Here is a 15,070-nt window from a genome sequence, read left to right as displayed (position 1 = left end):
GCCTGGCGCCCTCGGCGCCGCCGGCCCACCCTGACGGGCCGGCGGCGTCGAAGGGTGGGTCAGCGGACGAAGGTGATGTCGGGATGCCTCGGCGACGGGCGGTTGAGCAGCGCCCGGGGTCGGTGGCGGAGGTGCTGATCGAAGAAGGCAGCGAGGTAGGCCCGCTGGGAGGCGACGATCCGGCCCGGGTCGACGGTGCCGATCAGCCCGGTGACGAGTCCCTCCGGCAGCGGGAACGCCGCGTCGAGCTGCGGCAGCAGCACCTGGTGGTCGGTGAAGGTGTAGTGCTGACCCTCGGGGACGTACAGGTCGCGTTTCCAACCGGTGGAGTTCGCCCAGAACGACCGCCAGTCGGGGGCGTCCAGGTGGGTGTACGGCCTGCCGCCGATGAGACCGGCGCCCATCAGCAGGAACGGGCGGTCCAGCCCGCGCTTGGCCACCTCGCCGAGGTCGTCCCGGCCGTACGCCATGCTGCCGTCCAGGTCCGCTCCGGCGTCCAACCGGCGGTCGGCGAGCATCGCCTCGGCGGTGGTGAAGCCGCCGGCGGAGTGGCCGAACATGCCCACGCGGGACAGGTCCAGCGCGGCGCCGAGGCCGCGCGGAAGCCGGCGCCTGCCGGCGTCGGGGTTGCCGCCACGGTCGAGGACGGCGAGTTGGTCGAGGACGAATCGGGTGTCCTGGATCCGGGTGCGGATCTGTGCGCGCATGAGCTCGGCGGGTTCCAGGTCCGGCTGGTGCTGCGTCTCCAGCCGCCCGCCGGGAAACTCGACGACCGGCGTCTCGTACGTGTGGTCGACCGTCACCACGACGTAGCCCCGGCTGGCCAGTTCCTCGACGAGCACCGTGCCCTCCGCGCGGGGCCTCTCCCCGCCGGGCGAGTACACGACCACCGGATATCCACCGTGCCTGGCCCGCGCGGGCGCACCGGCACGGGCATGGGTGGTGAGGCCGGCCCAGTCGACCTGTCCGGCCGGGAGGCCGAGCATGCCGGCGAGGTTCTCGCCGTGGCGCTGCGCCGCCAGTGGCGGCAGGTACGGCGCGAGTGGTTCGGTGCCCGCCGGGCGAGCCGGGTACCAGACGGTGACCATGAGTTCCCGCGGCTTGGCGGCCACCCACGGGTCGGGCCGGTCGTGGTCGACCAGGTGCAGTTCGGTGGCGGCGACGGGGTACGGGCCGGTCGGTGCGGGCAGGCTCAACCGCAGCGGCGCGCTCGCGGCCGGCGGTCGGGCCGGTCCCGGATCTGGTGCGGTCTGGGCGAGAGCCGCTGACGTGGTCGACACCATCGCCGCGGACACCGCGACCGCGACCCCGCCCAACAGCCCTCGTCGAGAAATTGTTCGCATGCGACAAGGCTCGCCCGCGGCGTCCGCCGACGGCATCTGCCGGAAGTAGCCAGGTGGGCCCTGAGAAATCTCGGGGACGATCGGCCTCGGGGCGGATGACACCACACTCGACCAGGGCGTCCGGCCGCGTAGGCGCGGGCCTGCGGGTCACCGCCGGCAGCCCGGCGCCCGGGGGTGCCGACTTTCGTCAGGGCAGGTCGATGCCGATCGGTGGCTGTGCCGTACCCGGCCGGATCCCTACCGTCGACGCCTCAACGGCACATCCACCGGGAGAACAATGATCACACTGCGCGGGCTGACGAAACGCTTCGGCGCGACGACAGCCGTCGACAACCTGACCCTGGACCTCGCGCCGGGCCGGGTCACCGGCTTCCTCGGCCCGAACGGCGCGGGGAAGTCCACCACGATGCGCATGATCCTCGGGCTGGACCGGCCCACCGCCGGTGAGGCGCTCGTCGGCGGCCGGCGGTACGAGACCCTGCGGCATCCGCTGCGCGAGGTCGGCGCGCTGCTCGACGCGAAGGCGGTGCACCCGGGGCGGAGCGCACGCAACCACCTGCTGGCGATGGCCCGCAGCAACGGCATCCCCGTCCGCCGGGTGGACGAGGTGCTCGCCACGGTCGGCCTGAGCAACGTCGCCGGCAAGCGGGCCGGCACCTACTCCCTCGGCATGGGCCAGCGCCTCGGCATCGCCGGCGCCCTGCTCGGCGACCCGGGGGTGCTGATGTTCGACGAGCCGGTCAACGGGCTCGACCCGGACGGGGTGCGCTGGGTCCGCGAGCTCATGCGGTCCCTGGCCGCCGAGGGTCGGACCGTCTTCGTCTCCAGCCACCTGATGAGCGAGATGCAGCTCACCGCCGACCAACTCGTGGTGGTCGGCAGGGGCCGGCTGATCGCCGACGCCCCGATCGCCGAGGTCATCGGGCGCAGTTCGTCGACCGCGGTGCTGGTGCGCGGCCCTCGGCCCGCCGACCTGGCCGAGCTGCGGCGCCGGCTGGTCGCGGCGGGCGTCGCGGTCGAGCAGGAGGACGGCGGCACGCTCGTCGTCATCGGCGCCGGCATCGAGCAGGTCGGCGACCTGGCGCACGAGATCGGCGTACGCCTGCACGAGCTGAGCGTGCGCGAGGCGTCGCTGGAGCAGGCGTACATGGAACTGACCGCCGGCGACGTCGAGTACGGCGCGCCGACCACCACCGGATCGGGAGCGCGGGTATGACGACGGCCACGACGGCCCTGCCCAGCGCCGACCGTACGGCCCGGCACGGCGGTGCCGGTGGCGGCGGCCTGGGCGGCGCGATCGCCAGCGAGTGGACCAAGCTCTGGTCGGTGCGCTCGGTCTGGTGGAACCTGCTCGCCAGCGTCCTGCTGATGGCGGCGGCGGCCGGGCAGGAGGCCATCTACGTGGTCAACGAGAACACCAACATCGACCCCGCCGACGACCCGGGAGTGGTCGGCGTCGGCAGCGTCGCGATCAGCTCGGTCCTCCTGGCGCAGTTCACGGTGCTCGCCCTGGCGATGCTGGTGATCACCGCCGAGTACGCGACCGGCACGATCCGGCCCACCCTGCAGTGGACCCCGTCCCGGGGACGGCTGCTGCTGGCCAAGACCGCCGTGGTCGCCGTGGTCACGTTCGTGGTGGGCGGGCTGCTCGGGGCGCTGGGTTCCGCCGTCGCCCACCCGGTGCTCGGTGAGTGGGGCCGGTTCCGGGCGGGAGAGACCGTCGGCGACGTGCTGGCGGTGGCCGCGTACCTGTCACTGATCAGCGTCTTCACCCTCGGGCTGGGGACGGTGCTGCGCAGCGCGGTCGGCACGCTGACCACCGTGTTCATGATCCTCATGGTGGTGCCGATCTCGCTCGGCGCCCTCGACATCGAGTTCGTCAACCGGCTCGTCGACGGGCTGCCGGGGGTGGCCGGATCCCACTTCATGAGCGGCGACACCGACCCGTACCCGCCGGCGGCCGGCCTCGCCCTGCTCGCCGCGTGGGCCCTCGCGGCGATGCTCGCCGGTTACGCGGTGCTGCGGTCGCGGGACGCCTGACCCGGTGCCGGGTGGCGGTGGTCCCCGCGGACCGCCGTCACCCGGCCTCGTCCACCAGTCCGGCGTCGTACGCGACGATCGCGGCCTGCACCCGGTTGCGTACGCCGAGCCGGGCGAAGATCGTGCTCAGGTAGCTCTTCACCGTGCCCTCCACCAGGAACAGCCGCCGGCCGATCTCCGCGTTGGACAGCCCGGCCCCGACCAGCGCGAGCACCTCGCGTTCCCGGGCGGTGAGCGTCGCGGTGCGGTCGCGGGCGGCCGGGCCACGGGCCATCCGCGCGCCGCCCATTTCGATCACCCGCCGGGCGATCCGCGGTGACAGGTACGCGCCGCCCTCGGCCGCCGCGCGCACCCCGGCCAGCAGCTCCCGCGGATCACCGGCCTTGAGCAGGAAACCGCTGGCCCCGTCGCCTAGCGCCCGCGCGACGTAGTCGTCCTCGCCGAAGGTGGTGAGCATGAGCACCGCGGTCTCGGGCACGAGCCGGCGGATCTCCACGGCCGCCGCCAGCCCGTCCAGCTTCGGCATCCGGATGTCCAGCAACGCCACCCGAGGCCGGTGCGCCCGGGCCAACTCCACGGCGGCCCGGCCGTCCGCGGCCTCCGCCACCACCTCGATCTCGGGGTCCGCCGCCAGGATCACGCGCACCCCGGCCCGGATCATCGCCTCGTCGTCGGCCAGCAGGACGGGGATCACACCATCTCCTCAGCAGATCGGGCGCGGGCGACAGTCGCCCGCGCGGAACACACGGCCGTGGCCGAGACCCTGGCTGTCGCGCCTGTCGTCGACGCGGCGCCGGGCGTCGGCCGGCCGTCAGTCGGACATCCGGTCCTTGGTCAGCAGCCGGTCCTCGACGAAGCAGAGCCGGTAGGCGGCCTGGCCGAGGGGGAAGTTGCCGTCGGTGTAGAACTCGCAGGAGGCGCCCGGCGGCAGCGGCCAGTCCGCCGGGTCCGGCCGTTCGACGACCTGCCGCTCCGGCAGCAGGCTCCGCAGCTCGGTGCGGTGCTGCCCGACCCGCATCCGGTCGAAGTCCGCCGGTTCGAGGACCGAGCCGAACGTGGCGAACGGGTAGTAGGCCAGCGACAGCACGCCGGCGACCACCACCGGGGCGGCCACGGCGACCAGGAGGCTGCGCCGCACCCGCCGCCGCGCCTCGCGCAGCCGGGTCGCCGACGCCGGCCTGACCAACCGTACGGCCTCGTCGGCGTCGACCGCCGCGGCGCCGGCGGCGTGCGGCAGGCGCGCGGTGACCTCGAACCCGCCGCCCCGTGGTCCGGCGCTCAGCGCACCGCCGGCCAGCCGTACCCGCTCGCGGAGGCCGACCAGGCCGGACCCCGTCGACGCCACGCCGGGTGCCAGCCCGGCCGGCGGCGGCTCGTTGACCACGCTCACCACCGTCTGCTCCGCCGAGCGGGTCAGCCCGACGCTCACCGCGGCGCCCGGCGCGTGCCGGGTCGCGTTGGTCAGCGCCTCCTGGACCACCCGGTACACCGCCCGCTCGACCATCGGCGGTGCCGGCGCGGCGGACCCGTCCCACCGCAGCCGGACCGACATCCCCGCCTCGCGGGCCCGTTCCACCAGATCGGCGACGCCCTCGGCGGCCGGCCGGGTGGGAGCCGGCGCGCCGTCCTCCCGGAGCACGCCGATGATCTGGGCGAGCTGCTCGGTGGCGGCGGTGACGCTGGCCCGCAACTCCCCCGCCGCCCGCCGGTGCCGCTCGTCGAGATCGGCTGACACCTCCAGCCCGCCGGCCTTCAGCGCGATGAGCGCCAGGTCGTGGCCCAGGGAGTCGTGCATGTCCTGCGCGATGCGGGCACGCTCGCGCATCCGGACCCGCTCGGCGGCGGCGCGCTGCTGCCGTTCGAGCAGGTCGGCGTGCTCCCAGCCGGCGTGGACGAGCGCCCGCTGCTGCCGGCGGTAGCGCCCGACCAGCCAGGGAAACACCCCGACGAAGAGCAGGGTGGTGGTGAGGAAGAACCAGGTTGTCACGCCCGAGCCGAGTACGCCGACCGACAGCGCGGTCCCGGCCGTCGCGATCACGGCGAACGTGTACGCCGCCGGCCGGGCCCGGGGCATCCGCAGACCCATCAGGTAGCTCATGATCGGAATGGCGAACACGAAGTTCCCGTCGAACGTGGTCGGCACCACGACGAGCAGCAGGGAGATCGGCGGCTGGTGCCGGCTGGCCACCACCGCGAGGGCCAGCAGCAGGAGCGAACCGGCCAGCCGCCAGCCGGCGTACGGGTGGGTCGGGGCGGCGAGAAGGTCCCAGGCGATCGGCGTCGACAGGATCGCCCATAGCGACACGTCGGACAGCACCTCCACCCAGCTGCCGGCCCGGTCGCCGGAGGGTGGCCCTCCGGACCGGACGAGAGGCATCCACCGCTGTCGCGCGTCGCGCCACCAACCTGCCACGCGGCCCAGGTTACAAAGCCCACCACCTGCGCCGTTACGCACGAAAGTCAGTCCCGGGCGCGACGGCTCGGGCGGCGGTGACCGGTCGGACCGCCGCACGAGACGCCGCGAGAGGGGTTCAGCGCGTGAGCCACGCCGTGGCGAGGACGGCGCCGGCCGCCGCCCAGAGCAGGACGGAGGCGGTGCTGGTGACCCAGCGCATCCTCGGGCGGGGGCCCCGGGCGGTGGGCAGCCGCGACCAGCGGAGGACGCCGAGGGCGACGCCACCGACCGACAGGGCCGCGGCGAGCGCCCACAGCGGCGGCCAGAGCAGCTTCCAGGAGCCGATCGTCCAGGCGAGGCTCAGCAGCACGGTCGCGCGCCAGGTCATCGAGGCGACCTTCAGCCGGTCCGGCTCGGGAAGCAGCCGCCGCGGCCGGCGGCGGCCGGTGACCTCGAGCGTGCGGGCGGCCGCGGCGAGGCACAGCAGGGTGACCGCGGCCATCGGCAGTTCGGCGGTGAGCCGCTCGGACGGGGTCGGCGCGTCCCTGCCGAGCAGCCGCATCCCGAGGTACACGACCGAGGCGGAGGTGTTGCCGAGCACCACGACACCGCGCTTGAGCGTGGGGTCGAAGCCGACGAAGCTGGAGAACCCGGCAGTGCTGCCGTCGTGCCAGGTGATGCCGTCCGTGGTCCGCCAGGCGTAACCGATCCTGCTGCCGTCGGGGGCGTCCCAGCGGGGCCGGGTGGCGTCCGCGCCGGGTGCCGTCCCGTTGATCGTGGCGGCCAGGAAGCGGCCGAGGTCGGCGCTGGTGGACCAGCCGCCGGCGCCCGAGGGGAGATACCCGTCGCTGACGAAGAACTCGGTCTCGTGTCCCGAGGTGATGTAGCCGCGGGCGCCGTCGGCGGGCAGGTCGGCGGGCTCGCCCACCATGACGGTGTCCCGCATCCCCAGCGGTTCGAGGAGCCGGCGTCGCAGCAGGTCCTGGTAGCTGGTCCCGGCCCGGGCGGCGAGGGCCTGGCCGAGGAGGGCGAACCCGAGGTTGGAGTAGACGACCCGGCCCTTGTCGACGGCTCGGGAGCCGGCCGCGTCGTCGATGACGTCCCGCGGGCTGTGGCCGCCGTAGGGGTTGCCGCCGATCATGCTCCCCACGAGGGTCGCGGGACCGTCGAGCGAGGAAGGGACGCTCGGGATGCCGGAGCGTTGGCTGGCGAGTTCCTCCAGCGAGATGCCCGCGACCGCCGGGTCGCGGAACGCGGTGTCGGGGAAGATCTCCCCGATCGTCGTCTGCGGGCTGACCTCCCTCCTGGTCACCATGTCGGTGAGGAGCATGGCCGTCATCGCCTTCGTGACCGAGCCGAACTCGAACCGGGTGCGGTCGTCGACCGGTCGGCCCCCCGACAACCGGGTCGTGCCGAGCCCGGCCGTGCGGACGGCCCCGTTCTCGATCAACGCGACGGAGAGGCCGAGATGCCCGGCCGACGGCCAGGCGGCCTGCCGGACGGTCCGGGCCAGCTCGGCGTCACCGGTGCCTTCGTCGCCGAGTCGGATGCCGCGGGGCATCACCAGGGTGGCGAGCAGCAGCCCTGTCGCGACAGCCGCGATTATCACCGTCGTACGCCTGCGCCGACGCGGTGGATGCGTGTTCGTGGTCGTCATTGAGTGCACCTCCGGCCACCGAAGCTAGGCATCCGGCCGCCGGCCGCGAAGGGTGCTGACCACCGAGGAACAGCAGGTGGGCAGCCGCAGCGGAACTGCGGACAACCACAGGGCGTGGGCCCGTCCACGCTGGCAGGCTCGACCCTCGTGAAACCACCACCACCGCCGGCTGACCCCGCCGGGCGGACGGAGACCCGGCTGGCGAGGACGATGTTCCTGCTGGTCGCCGGGTACCTGTTGGACGACGCCATGCTGCACCCGGAGCCGGGCACGACGGCCGCGGACCACGTTCTCAGCGGTGCCCTGCCGGTGTCGGCGCTGCTGTGGGCCGCCGCCCGCCATCCGGTGTGGCGGGCATCCACGCGGGCGGCCGTCAGCACCGCCGTCGGGCTGCTCGCCCTCGGCGTCGGCCTCGCCGTGCCGGTGGCCCACGCCAGGTCGGCGGGCCCCTCCGGCGACGACTACACCGGTATCGCGGCCACGGTCGCCGGTGCCGCGCTGGTCGCCGTCGGGGTGCGGGGGGCGTGGCGGGTACGCCGCACCGGCGGCTCGACCCGGTCCCGTGTCGTACGCCGGTTCCTGGTGGGCGCGGTGGCGGCGTTCGTCGCGGTGCAGGTGGTCCTGCCGCTCGGTGTCGCCTTCGTCGCCACCCACGCGCCGCGCGGCGCGTCGCCGTCGTTCGCCCCCGGCCTGCCGTGGCAGGCGGTGCGGCTGCCGACGGCGGACGGGCTGTCGCTCGCCGCCTGGTACGCGCCCGGCCACAACGGCGCCGCGGTGGTGGTCGTGCCCGGTGACGGAGGGCTGCGGCACGCCCGGATGCTCCGCCGGCACGGGTACGGGGTGTTGCTGGTGAGCCCGCGAGGCCAAGGCGCCAGCGAGGGGGACGTCAACCTGTTCGGTTGGCGGGGGGAGACCGACGTGCGCGCGGCGCTGGCCTTCCTGGCCCGGCGCCCCGACGTCGATCCGCGACGCGTGGGCGGGCTGGGCCTGTCGGTCGGCGGCGAGATCCTCCTCCAGACGGCCGCTCGGGGAACCGGCCTGCGCGCCGTGGTCGCCGAGGGCGCCGGGACGCGATGGGCGGCGGAGGATCTCGCCAGCCCGGACCTGGAGAACCTGGTCCTGGCGCCGATGTCGGTGACGATCACGCTCGGCGTCGCGGTTTTCTCCGGTGGCCTACCGCCCGCGAGGCTACCGAGCCTGCTGCCCCGGCTCGGCGACGCGCGGGCCCTGCTGATCTGGAGCCGCCGCGGTCAGGGTGGGGAGCACCTCAACCCCCGCTACCACCGGGCCGCCGGGGGCGCCAGCGACATCTGGGAGATCCCGGAGGCCGGCCACATCGGCGGGTTGGCCGCCCGCCCGCAGGAGTACGAGCGCCGCGTCGTCGGATTCTTCGACGCCAGCCTCGCGGCGAACCCGGTCGGGCGGTAGTCAGACCGGCACCCGGCCCCACCCCAACCAGGACACGAGACGACGAGAAGAGACGACGCGATGAGCAAGCTGTCCTCGCCGGCGGGCGCGCCGGCACGGCCCCGCATCCCACGCCGCACGGCGCGGTTCGCCCTGCTGCTCGGTCCGCCGGCCTTCCTCGCGCTGGCCGGCCTGCTGCACCCCCACCACCTGATGCCCGACACGGCGCACCGATGGACGGCCGTGCACCTCGTCCTGCTCCCGGTGTTCCCGCTGCTGGCGGCCGGTCTCCTCACCCTGCTACGGTCTGCGACCGGACGGGCGGTGACGGTGGCCCGGGTCGGCTGCTACGTCTACGCCATCTTCTACACGGGGCTCGACGCCATCGCGGGGATCGCCGCCGGCCGGCTGATGATCGGCGCGGAGGACGTGATCGACGTTCAGGGACAGATCGACGAGCTGAGTGAGATCGGTGGTGCGGTGGGGCTGATCGGCGGGCTGGGCTTCCTGGTCGCCGCCGTGGGCGCCGCCGTCGCGCTGATCTCCCGGTACGGGCGCCCGGCGGTGCCGGGCGTCGTGCTGCTGCTCGTCGCGTCGGTGTCCTGGCTCGGCAGTCACATCTACTGGCCCGAGGGGGTGCTGACGGTGGTGGCGATCGGCACGGGCTTCGCCCTGCTCGAATTCCGCGCGGTGCGGCCGGCGGAGGCACGCGGTGTCGTCGATGCGCCGCTCGCCTGACCTGCCGACACGAGACGGCCCGGCCGCCGGTGGCGCGCACGGGCGGGGTGTCCCGGCGGCGGCCGACCGGTCGTCGGCGCCGGTCCCGCCGGACGTGGCCCGGCGGCCACCTGCGCGGCCACCGGTTCCGGCCGTGACCGGCGACCCCACGCCGCCCGAGGCGCCGGCGAAGCGGCCACCGACCGGCGACCTGACGCCGCCCGAGGCGTCGACGGCGCCGGCGAGGAGGTGGGCTCGCCCGCTCGCCGCGACGCTCGCGCTGGTGGCGGGCGCGGGCACGCTGACCGGCAGCGTGCTCGAAACGGGCGTACCCGTCCCGCCGGCGCAGTGGCTCTTCGTGCTGACCGGGATGCCGCTGCCCGCCCTCGGCTGGCTCATCGCCAGTCGCCGGCCGGGCAACCCGTACGGCTGGCTGATGCTCGCCTCGGCGACGTGCCTCGGCATCGGTGGCCTCGCGGTGGGCTACCTGTTGTACGTGGCCCGGCACGGGTCGGGCACCGGAGGGCTCGGTTTCGCGGTCGTGGGAGCCTCGCTGTTCGGCGTGCACTACGGCCTGATCTGGATCTTCATTCCGCTGCTCTTCCCGGACGGCCGGCTACCGTCCCGCCGATGGCGCCCGCTCGCCTGGGCCGGTGGCGCCTGCATCGCCGTACACGCCGTCGCCGTCGTTCTCGTCCCGGGCAACCTCGACGAGGACGTGCCGTTGCCTAATCCGCTCGGGCTGCCCGGCGCCGCCGGTCACGCGGCGTTGCTCGCGGCCTCGGCGACCACGCTCCTGACGCCGGTGATCGCGGCGGGCGCGCTGGGCGGACTGCTCGTCCGCTGGCGCCGGGCGACACCGGCGGAGCGGCGTCAGCTGCGCTGGATGGCGGCCGGCGTGCTGGTGAACCTGTCCGGCTTCGTACTCATCCTCGGCATCGACGGCGCGTACCTGCCGGCGTATCTCGGCTGGCTCGCCGTGCTGTCCGTCCTCGGCGCCGTGCCAGCCGCCGTCGGGGTGGCGCTGGTGCGGTACCGCCTCTTCGACATCCGCGTCGTCGTCCAGAAGTCCCTGGCGTACGGCCTGCTGTGGTCCGCGATAGCACTCGTCTACGCCGGGGTGGCGATGGCTCTCGGGGTCGCCGCCGGCGAACGGCTGCCGGTGACGGTGGCGGTGGCTCTCGCCGTCGGCGTCACGCTCGTCTTTCAGCCGGTGCGCAACCGGCTGGAGACGCTGGCCGAGCGGCTCGTCTTCGGGGTCCGCCCCACGGCCGCCGAACTGCTCGCGGAGACCAGCACGACGCTCAACTCGATGACCGAGTCGAGCAGCCAACTGCAGCACCTGGTGCACGTCGCCCAGTCCGCGCTCGCGACGACCTGGGTCGCCGTCGAACTGGACGACGGCACGCGGGCGGCAGCCGGTGCGGTGACCGGTCCCCCGGCCCTGACGGTCCCGATCACCAGCGACGGGAGGGTCACCGGCCACCTCTCGTGCGGCCCGAAGGTCGAGGGCAGGATCGCCGAACGGGACCGCGGCCTGCTGCTGGCCCTGGGCGCCCAGGCGGGCCTCGCCCTGCGCAGCGCGCGCCTGGCGGCCCGGCTGGTGCACGCCCAGGAGACCGAACGCCGACGCATCGAGCGCAACATCCACGACGGCGTCCAGCAACAGCTCGTCGCGCTGATCGCCGGGCTCGAACTGGCGCGCGCCGCCGGGCCCCGCCCCGAGGCCATGGTGCGCCTCCGGGAGCAGGCGCGCGCCACGCTCGAAGACCTGCGCGAGTTGGCCGCGGGGATCCACCCGACCGCGCTGGCCCAGGGTGGGCTGGTCGAGGCGGTGGAGGAGCTGTGCGGTCGCCTGCCGCTCGACGTCGCGGTCACCGTCACGGTCGACGGGGCGCTGCGCGGGCGGCGGTTCTCCGACGACGTCGAGGGCGCGGCGTACTTCACGATCGGTGAGGCCCTCGCCAACGCGTTGAAGCACGCCGCCGCCTCCCGGGTCGAGGTACGCCTGACGCAGCGCCCCGACCGGCTGCTGCTGGAGGTGTCCGACGACGGCAGGGGCTTCGACCCTCTCGCCGTACCGCAGCGCGGGCTCGGACCGCTCGCGGACCGGCTCACGGCGCTCGGAGGACACCTGTCGGTGACAAGTACGCCCGGGGAGGGAACGCACGTGAATGCCTGGATACCGGGCGATGCGTGAGACGGTGCGCGCCGTCCTCGCCGACGACCACTACCTCGTCCGCGAAGGCGTGCGACAGCTGCTCGAAACCACCGGCGACGTCAGCGTCGTCGCCGCCGTCGGCACCGCCGACGAACTCCTGGACGCGGTACGCCGGTTCGAACCCGACGTGATCGTCACCGACATCCGCATGCCCGGCGCCGGCCTCCGCGCCGGGCTGGAGGGCATCGACGCGGCGCACCGCGTACGAGCCGAGCACTCCCGGACCGGGGTCGTCGTGCTGTCCCAGTACCGGGACGCGCTGTTCGCCTTCGAACTGTTCCGGCACGGTACCGAAGGGCTCGCCTACCTCTTGAAGGACCGGATCGGGAACCTGGAGGACCTGGTGGCCGCGATCAGGGCGGTCATCGCCGGCGGCTCCGTGGTCGACCCCAAGGTGGTCGACGGTCTGATCGCTCGCCGGGTCAGTCGCCGCCGCGCGGAACCGGCCGGGCTCACCCCCCGCGAACGGGAGGTGCTCGGGGAGATGGCGCTGGGCAAGTCCAACGTGGGCATCGCCCGCTCGCTGCACCTGTCGGTGTCGGCCGTGGAGAAGAACGTCAACGCGATCTTCCACAAGCTGGGTCTGGACAACACCCCGGACACGCACCGACGGGTGGCGGCGGTGGTCAAGTACCTCGGCGCGGATCTCCAGGGCTAGTGCCGCGACCACGAACGCCCGCCGCGAACGGCAACGGCACCGGGGCCACCCCGCCACTCGCGCAGGCTGACCCCGGCACCGCCGACGATCATGGTCGGAGCACTAGCTGATCTTCTTGCGGTAGATCGCCGTCGCGGCGGCGTAGGCGGCTACGAGCAGGCCGACGCACCAGGCGAGGGCGATCCAGATGTCGTTACCGACGGGTTGCTGTGCGAACAGCGCGCGGAGGGAGTTCACGATGGACGTCACCGGCTGGTTGTCGGCGAACCACGCGACCGGGCCGGGCATCGAGTCGGTGGGGACGAACGCCGAGCTGATGAAGGGCAGGAAGATCAGCGGGTAGCTGAAGGCGCTCGCGCCGTCGACGGTCTTGGCGGAGAGGCCCGCTATCACGGCGATCCAGGTGAGGGCGAGGGTGAACAGGATCAGGATGCCAGCGACGGCGAGCCAGTCGGCTACGGATGCGCCGGTGCGGAACCCCATGACCAGCGCGACGCCTGTGACGATCACGAGCGAGGCCAGGTTGGCGACGAGTGAGGTCAGGACATGCGCCCAGAGCACGGAGGGTCGTGGGATCGGCATCGACTGGAAGCGCTCGAAGATGCCGCCCTGCATGTCGAGGAACAGGCGGTACGCCGTGTAGGCGATGCCGGAGGCGATGGTGATGAGCAGGATGCCCGGCAGCATGTAGTTGATGTACGACTCGTCGGATCCGGTGTTGATGGCTCCGCCGAGCACGTACACGAAGAGCAGCATCAGCGCGACCGGGGTGACCGCTGTGGTGATGATGGTGTCCGGGCTGCGGAGGATGTGACGCAGGGAGCGGCCGGTGAGGGTTCCGGTGTCGCTGAGGACGTGGGCGGTCATCGGGGTTCCTCTCCTGCGGACACGGCTGCCTTGCCGGCGGTGCCACTGGTGTCGCCGACGAGGGCGAGGAAGACGTCCTCGAGGGTCGGCTGCTTCTCGACGTACTCGACCTTGGCGGACGGGAGGAGCTGCTTCAGCTCGGCAAGAGTGCCGTTCTGGATGATCGTGCCCTTGTGCAGGATCGCGATCCGGTCGGCGAGTTGCTCGGCCTCGTCGAGGTACTGCGTGGTCAGCAGGATGGTCGTGCCATCCTTGGCGAGCTGCTTCACCGTCTGCCAGACCTCGATGCGGGCCTGCGGGTCGAGGCCGGTGGTCGGCTCGTCGAGGAATACGACCGGCGGGTTGCCGACAAGGCTCATCGCGATGTCCAGCCGCCGACGCATGCCGCCCGAGTACGTCGCCGCCCGGCGATTGCCGGCATCGGTGAGCGAGAAACGGGCGAGCATCTCGTCGGCGATCGCACCCGGATTCTTCAGGTGGCGGAGCTTCGCGACCAGGACCAGATTCTCCCGGCCGGTCAGCACTTCGTCGACTGCGGCGAACTGCCCGGTCAGGCTGATCGACTTGCGTACCTCGCCCGGGGCCGAGGAGACGTCGAAGCCGTGGACGGTCGCGGTGCCGGCGTTCGCCTTCAGCAACGTCGACAGGATCCGCACCAGCGTGGTCTTTCCGGCGCCGTTCGAGCCGAGCAGAGCGAAGATGCTCCCGGCCGCCACGTCGAAGTCGACGCCCCGCAACACGTGCAGGTCCTTGTAGGACTTGGTGATGGCCCGCACCCTGATCGCGGGTTCGCGCGTCTCGGTGGTCATGCGCTCGTCTCCTCGCCGGCGGCGGCGTCGATCGCCTTCCGGAGGCGCTCGCGTTCCTTGTCTATCCACTGCTTGCCGGAGTACGCCAGCAGGAACGTCTCGGCGAACTCGACCGGGTCGCCGCCGACGATCGCGCGGACCGGCGTTCCATCGGCGACCGCACGCTCCCAGAGGTCGACGAAGTCGCCGAGCATCGTGATGAGCGTGTCGCCGTCGAGGATCCCTCCCTGGTACATGAAGTACCGCTGAAGAGCCTTGGCCGCGCTGCGATGGGGCTCCGGCAGGGCCTCCATGCGGGCCATGTGGTGCTTGTACTGCTTCTTCTGCTCAAACGACCCGACGAGCATCTCGATCCACTTCGCGGCCACCCTCATACTCCTTCGTCTTGGTTGTCGTTGTGGTGGAGCTGCTCGATGCGTTCCGCGAGAACGCTCCACGTCCTCCAGAACTCGGCGAGCTGGTCTCGCCCCTTGGCGTTGAGCGAATACACCTTCCGCGGGGGCCCCTTCTCCGAGGGAACCTTCTCCACGTCCACGAACCCGCGCTGCTCGACGCGGACGAGCAGCGCGTAGATCGTGCCTTCCGCGATGTCCGAGAATCCGCGGTCGCGCAGCCACGCGGTGATCTCGTAGCCGTACGCGGATCTGCGGGCCAGGATCGCCAGGACGATGCCTTCGAGAGTGCCCTTCAGCATCTCCGTCATCTGGTTTCCCATGCCACCCCCTCACTACTAAGCAACGTTGACTACCAGTAGACGGTAACACTAGGTACCGGTAGATAGCAACGCTGAATACCGAGGGATCTCAGAACGGGTCACTCGGCGCCGCAGCCCACACCCTGCTGGTCCGGTCACGCTCCGACCGCGGGGCGGACGAGGTGATCAACAGCGCCGGAACGATCCGTCGGACGGTCCGGGCGCGTGAACCCCCATCGCCACGAGCTGTCCCTCGAGCCCG

At 72.9% G+C, this 15,070-nt stretch carries 14 protein-coding genes; 6 read left to right on the top strand and 8 right to left on the bottom strand.

Annotated elements, in window-relative coordinates:
* Positions 1 to 59: 59 nt before the first annotated feature.
* Positions 60 to 1,343, bottom strand: coding sequence for an alpha/beta hydrolase family protein (locus ACGF7U_RS02275; RefSeq protein ID WP_393102256.1), 1,284 nt, complete (start codon positions 1,341 to 1,343; stop codon positions 60 to 62).
* Positions 1,344 to 1,620: 277 nt separating this feature from the next.
* Here ACGF7U_RS02275 and ACGF7U_RS02270 point away from each other — a divergent pair, with 277 nt between their 5' ends.
* On the top strand, positions 1,621 to 2,559 hold the full coding sequence (locus ACGF7U_RS02270) for an ABC transporter ATP-binding protein (protein WP_393102255.1): 939 nt from the start codon (positions 1,621 to 1,623) through the stop codon (positions 2,557 to 2,559).
* Entirely contained in the window at positions 2,556 to 3,383 is an 828-nt protein-coding gene (locus ACGF7U_RS02265) for an ABC transporter permease (protein ID WP_393102254.1), read from the top strand. The genes ACGF7U_RS02270 and ACGF7U_RS02265 overlap by 4 nt, the downstream gene beginning before the upstream one ends.
* Before the next feature lie 37 nt (positions 3,384 to 3,420).
* Here ACGF7U_RS02265 and ACGF7U_RS02260 read toward each other — a convergent pair whose 3' ends face one another.
* From ACGF7U_RS02260 to ACGF7U_RS02250, 3 genes are all read right to left on the bottom strand, one after another.
* A complete protein-coding gene (locus ACGF7U_RS02260; protein ID WP_393102253.1) occupies positions 3,421 to 4,077 on the bottom strand; it encodes a response regulator in 657 nt (218 codons plus the stop codon).
* A 117-nt stretch (positions 4,078 to 4,194) separates the two neighbouring features.
* Positions 4,195 to 5,796 carry a sensor histidine kinase gene (locus tag ACGF7U_RS02255; RefSeq protein WP_393102252.1) on the bottom strand — a complete coding sequence of 534 codons (1,602 nt, stop codon included), beginning with the start codon at positions 5,794 to 5,796 and terminating at the stop codon, positions 4,195 to 4,197.
* Positions 5,797 to 5,914: 118 nt separating this feature from the next.
* Positions 5,915 to 7,435: a serine hydrolase domain-containing protein gene (locus tag ACGF7U_RS02250; protein WP_393102251.1), complete on the bottom strand. Its 1,521-nt coding sequence runs from the start codon at positions 7,433 to 7,435 to the stop codon at positions 5,915 to 5,917.
* A 147-nt stretch (positions 7,436 to 7,582) separates the two neighbouring features.
* On the opposite strand from ACGF7U_RS02250, the gene ACGF7U_RS02245 reads away from it, so the two are divergent.
* From ACGF7U_RS02245 to ACGF7U_RS02230, 4 genes are all read left to right on the top strand, one after another.
* A complete protein-coding gene (locus ACGF7U_RS02245) occupies positions 7,583 to 8,863 on the top strand; it encodes an alpha/beta hydrolase (RefSeq protein ID WP_393102250.1) in 1,281 nt (426 codons plus the stop codon).
* 60 nt (positions 8,864 to 8,923) lie between these two features.
* The gene (locus ACGF7U_RS02240; RefSeq protein ID WP_393102249.1) at positions 8,924 to 9,580 is read left to right on the top strand and encodes a hypothetical protein; all 657 of its coding nucleotides are present in this window, start codon (positions 8,924 to 8,926) and stop codon (positions 9,578 to 9,580) included.
* Between the two features lie 133 nt (positions 9,581 to 9,713).
* Complete coding sequence (locus tag ACGF7U_RS02235; protein ID WP_393102248.1) at positions 9,714 to 11,759, top strand: GAF domain-containing sensor histidine kinase; 2,046 nt, start codon at positions 9,714 to 9,716, stop codon at positions 11,757 to 11,759.
* Positions 11,752 to 12,438, top strand: coding sequence for a response regulator (locus ACGF7U_RS02230; protein WP_393102247.1), 687 nt, complete (start codon positions 11,752 to 11,754; stop codon positions 12,436 to 12,438). Before ACGF7U_RS02235 ends, ACGF7U_RS02230 begins: the two co-directional genes overlap by 8 nt.
* Before the next feature lie 102 nt (positions 12,439 to 12,540).
* Here ACGF7U_RS02230 and ACGF7U_RS02225 read toward each other — a convergent pair whose 3' ends face one another.
* From ACGF7U_RS02225 to ACGF7U_RS02210, 4 genes are read right to left on the bottom strand one after another with little or no spacing between them, the layout of a single operon-like run.
* The gene (locus ACGF7U_RS02225) at positions 12,541 to 13,305 is read right to left on the bottom strand and encodes an ABC transporter permease (RefSeq protein ID WP_393102246.1); all 765 of its coding nucleotides are present in this window, start codon (positions 13,303 to 13,305) and stop codon (positions 12,541 to 12,543) included.
* Complete coding sequence (locus tag ACGF7U_RS02220) at positions 13,302 to 14,114, bottom strand: ABC transporter ATP-binding protein (RefSeq protein WP_393102245.1); 813 nt, start codon at positions 14,112 to 14,114, stop codon at positions 13,302 to 13,304. Before ACGF7U_RS02220 ends, ACGF7U_RS02225 begins: the two co-directional genes overlap by 4 nt.
* Positions 14,111 to 14,488: a DUF1048 domain-containing protein gene (locus tag ACGF7U_RS02215; RefSeq protein ID WP_393102244.1), complete on the bottom strand. Its 378-nt coding sequence runs from the start codon at positions 14,486 to 14,488 to the stop codon at positions 14,111 to 14,113. Before ACGF7U_RS02215 ends, ACGF7U_RS02220 begins: the two co-directional genes overlap by 4 nt.
* Positions 14,485 to 14,829, bottom strand: coding sequence for a PadR family transcriptional regulator (locus ACGF7U_RS02210; RefSeq protein WP_393102243.1), 345 nt, complete (start codon positions 14,827 to 14,829; stop codon positions 14,485 to 14,487). The genes ACGF7U_RS02215 and ACGF7U_RS02210 overlap by 4 nt, the downstream gene beginning before the upstream one ends.
* Positions 14,830 to 15,070 lie beyond the last annotated feature (241 nt).

This window comes from Micromonospora sp. NPDC047670 (assembly GCF_043204915.1).
GTDB lineage: Bacteria > Actinomycetota > Actinomycetes > Mycobacteriales > Micromonosporaceae > Micromonospora.
This window is presented reverse-complemented; position numbering and strand designations above follow the sequence as displayed.

Coding starts and splice junctions, on each gene's coding strand:
- ACGF7U_RS02275 (WP_393102256.1), bottom strand. CDS start 1,343: ATGCGAACAATTTCTCGACGAGGGCTGTTGGGCGGGGTCGCGGTCGCG.
- ACGF7U_RS02215 (WP_393102244.1), bottom strand. CDS start 14,488: ATGAGGGTGGCCGCGAAGTGGATCGAGATGCTCGTCGGGTCGTTTGAG.
- ACGF7U_RS02240 (WP_393102249.1), top strand. CDS start 8,924: ATGAGCAAGCTGTCCTCGCCGGCGGGCGCGCCGGCACGGCCCCGCATC.
- ACGF7U_RS02250 (WP_393102251.1), bottom strand. CDS start 7,435: ATGACGACCACGAACACGCATCCACCGCGTCGGCGCAGGCGTACGACG.
- ACGF7U_RS02225 (WP_393102246.1), bottom strand. CDS start 13,305: ATGACCGCCCACGTCCTCAGCGACACCGGAACCCTCACCGGCCGCTCC.
- ACGF7U_RS02270 (WP_393102255.1), top strand. CDS start 1,621: ATGATCACACTGCGCGGGCTGACGAAACGCTTCGGCGCGACGACAGCC.
- ACGF7U_RS02265 (WP_393102254.1), top strand. CDS start 2,556: ATGACGACGGCCACGACGGCCCTGCCCAGCGCCGACCGTACGGCCCGG.
- ACGF7U_RS02210 (WP_393102243.1), bottom strand. CDS start 14,829: ATGGGAAACCAGATGACGGAGATGCTGAAGGGCACTCTCGAAGGCATC.
- ACGF7U_RS02220 (WP_393102245.1), bottom strand. CDS start 14,114: ATGACCACCGAGACGCGCGAACCCGCGATCAGGGTGCGGGCCATCACC.
- ACGF7U_RS02230 (WP_393102247.1), top strand. CDS start 11,752: ATGCGTGAGACGGTGCGCGCCGTCCTCGCCGACGACCACTACCTCGTC.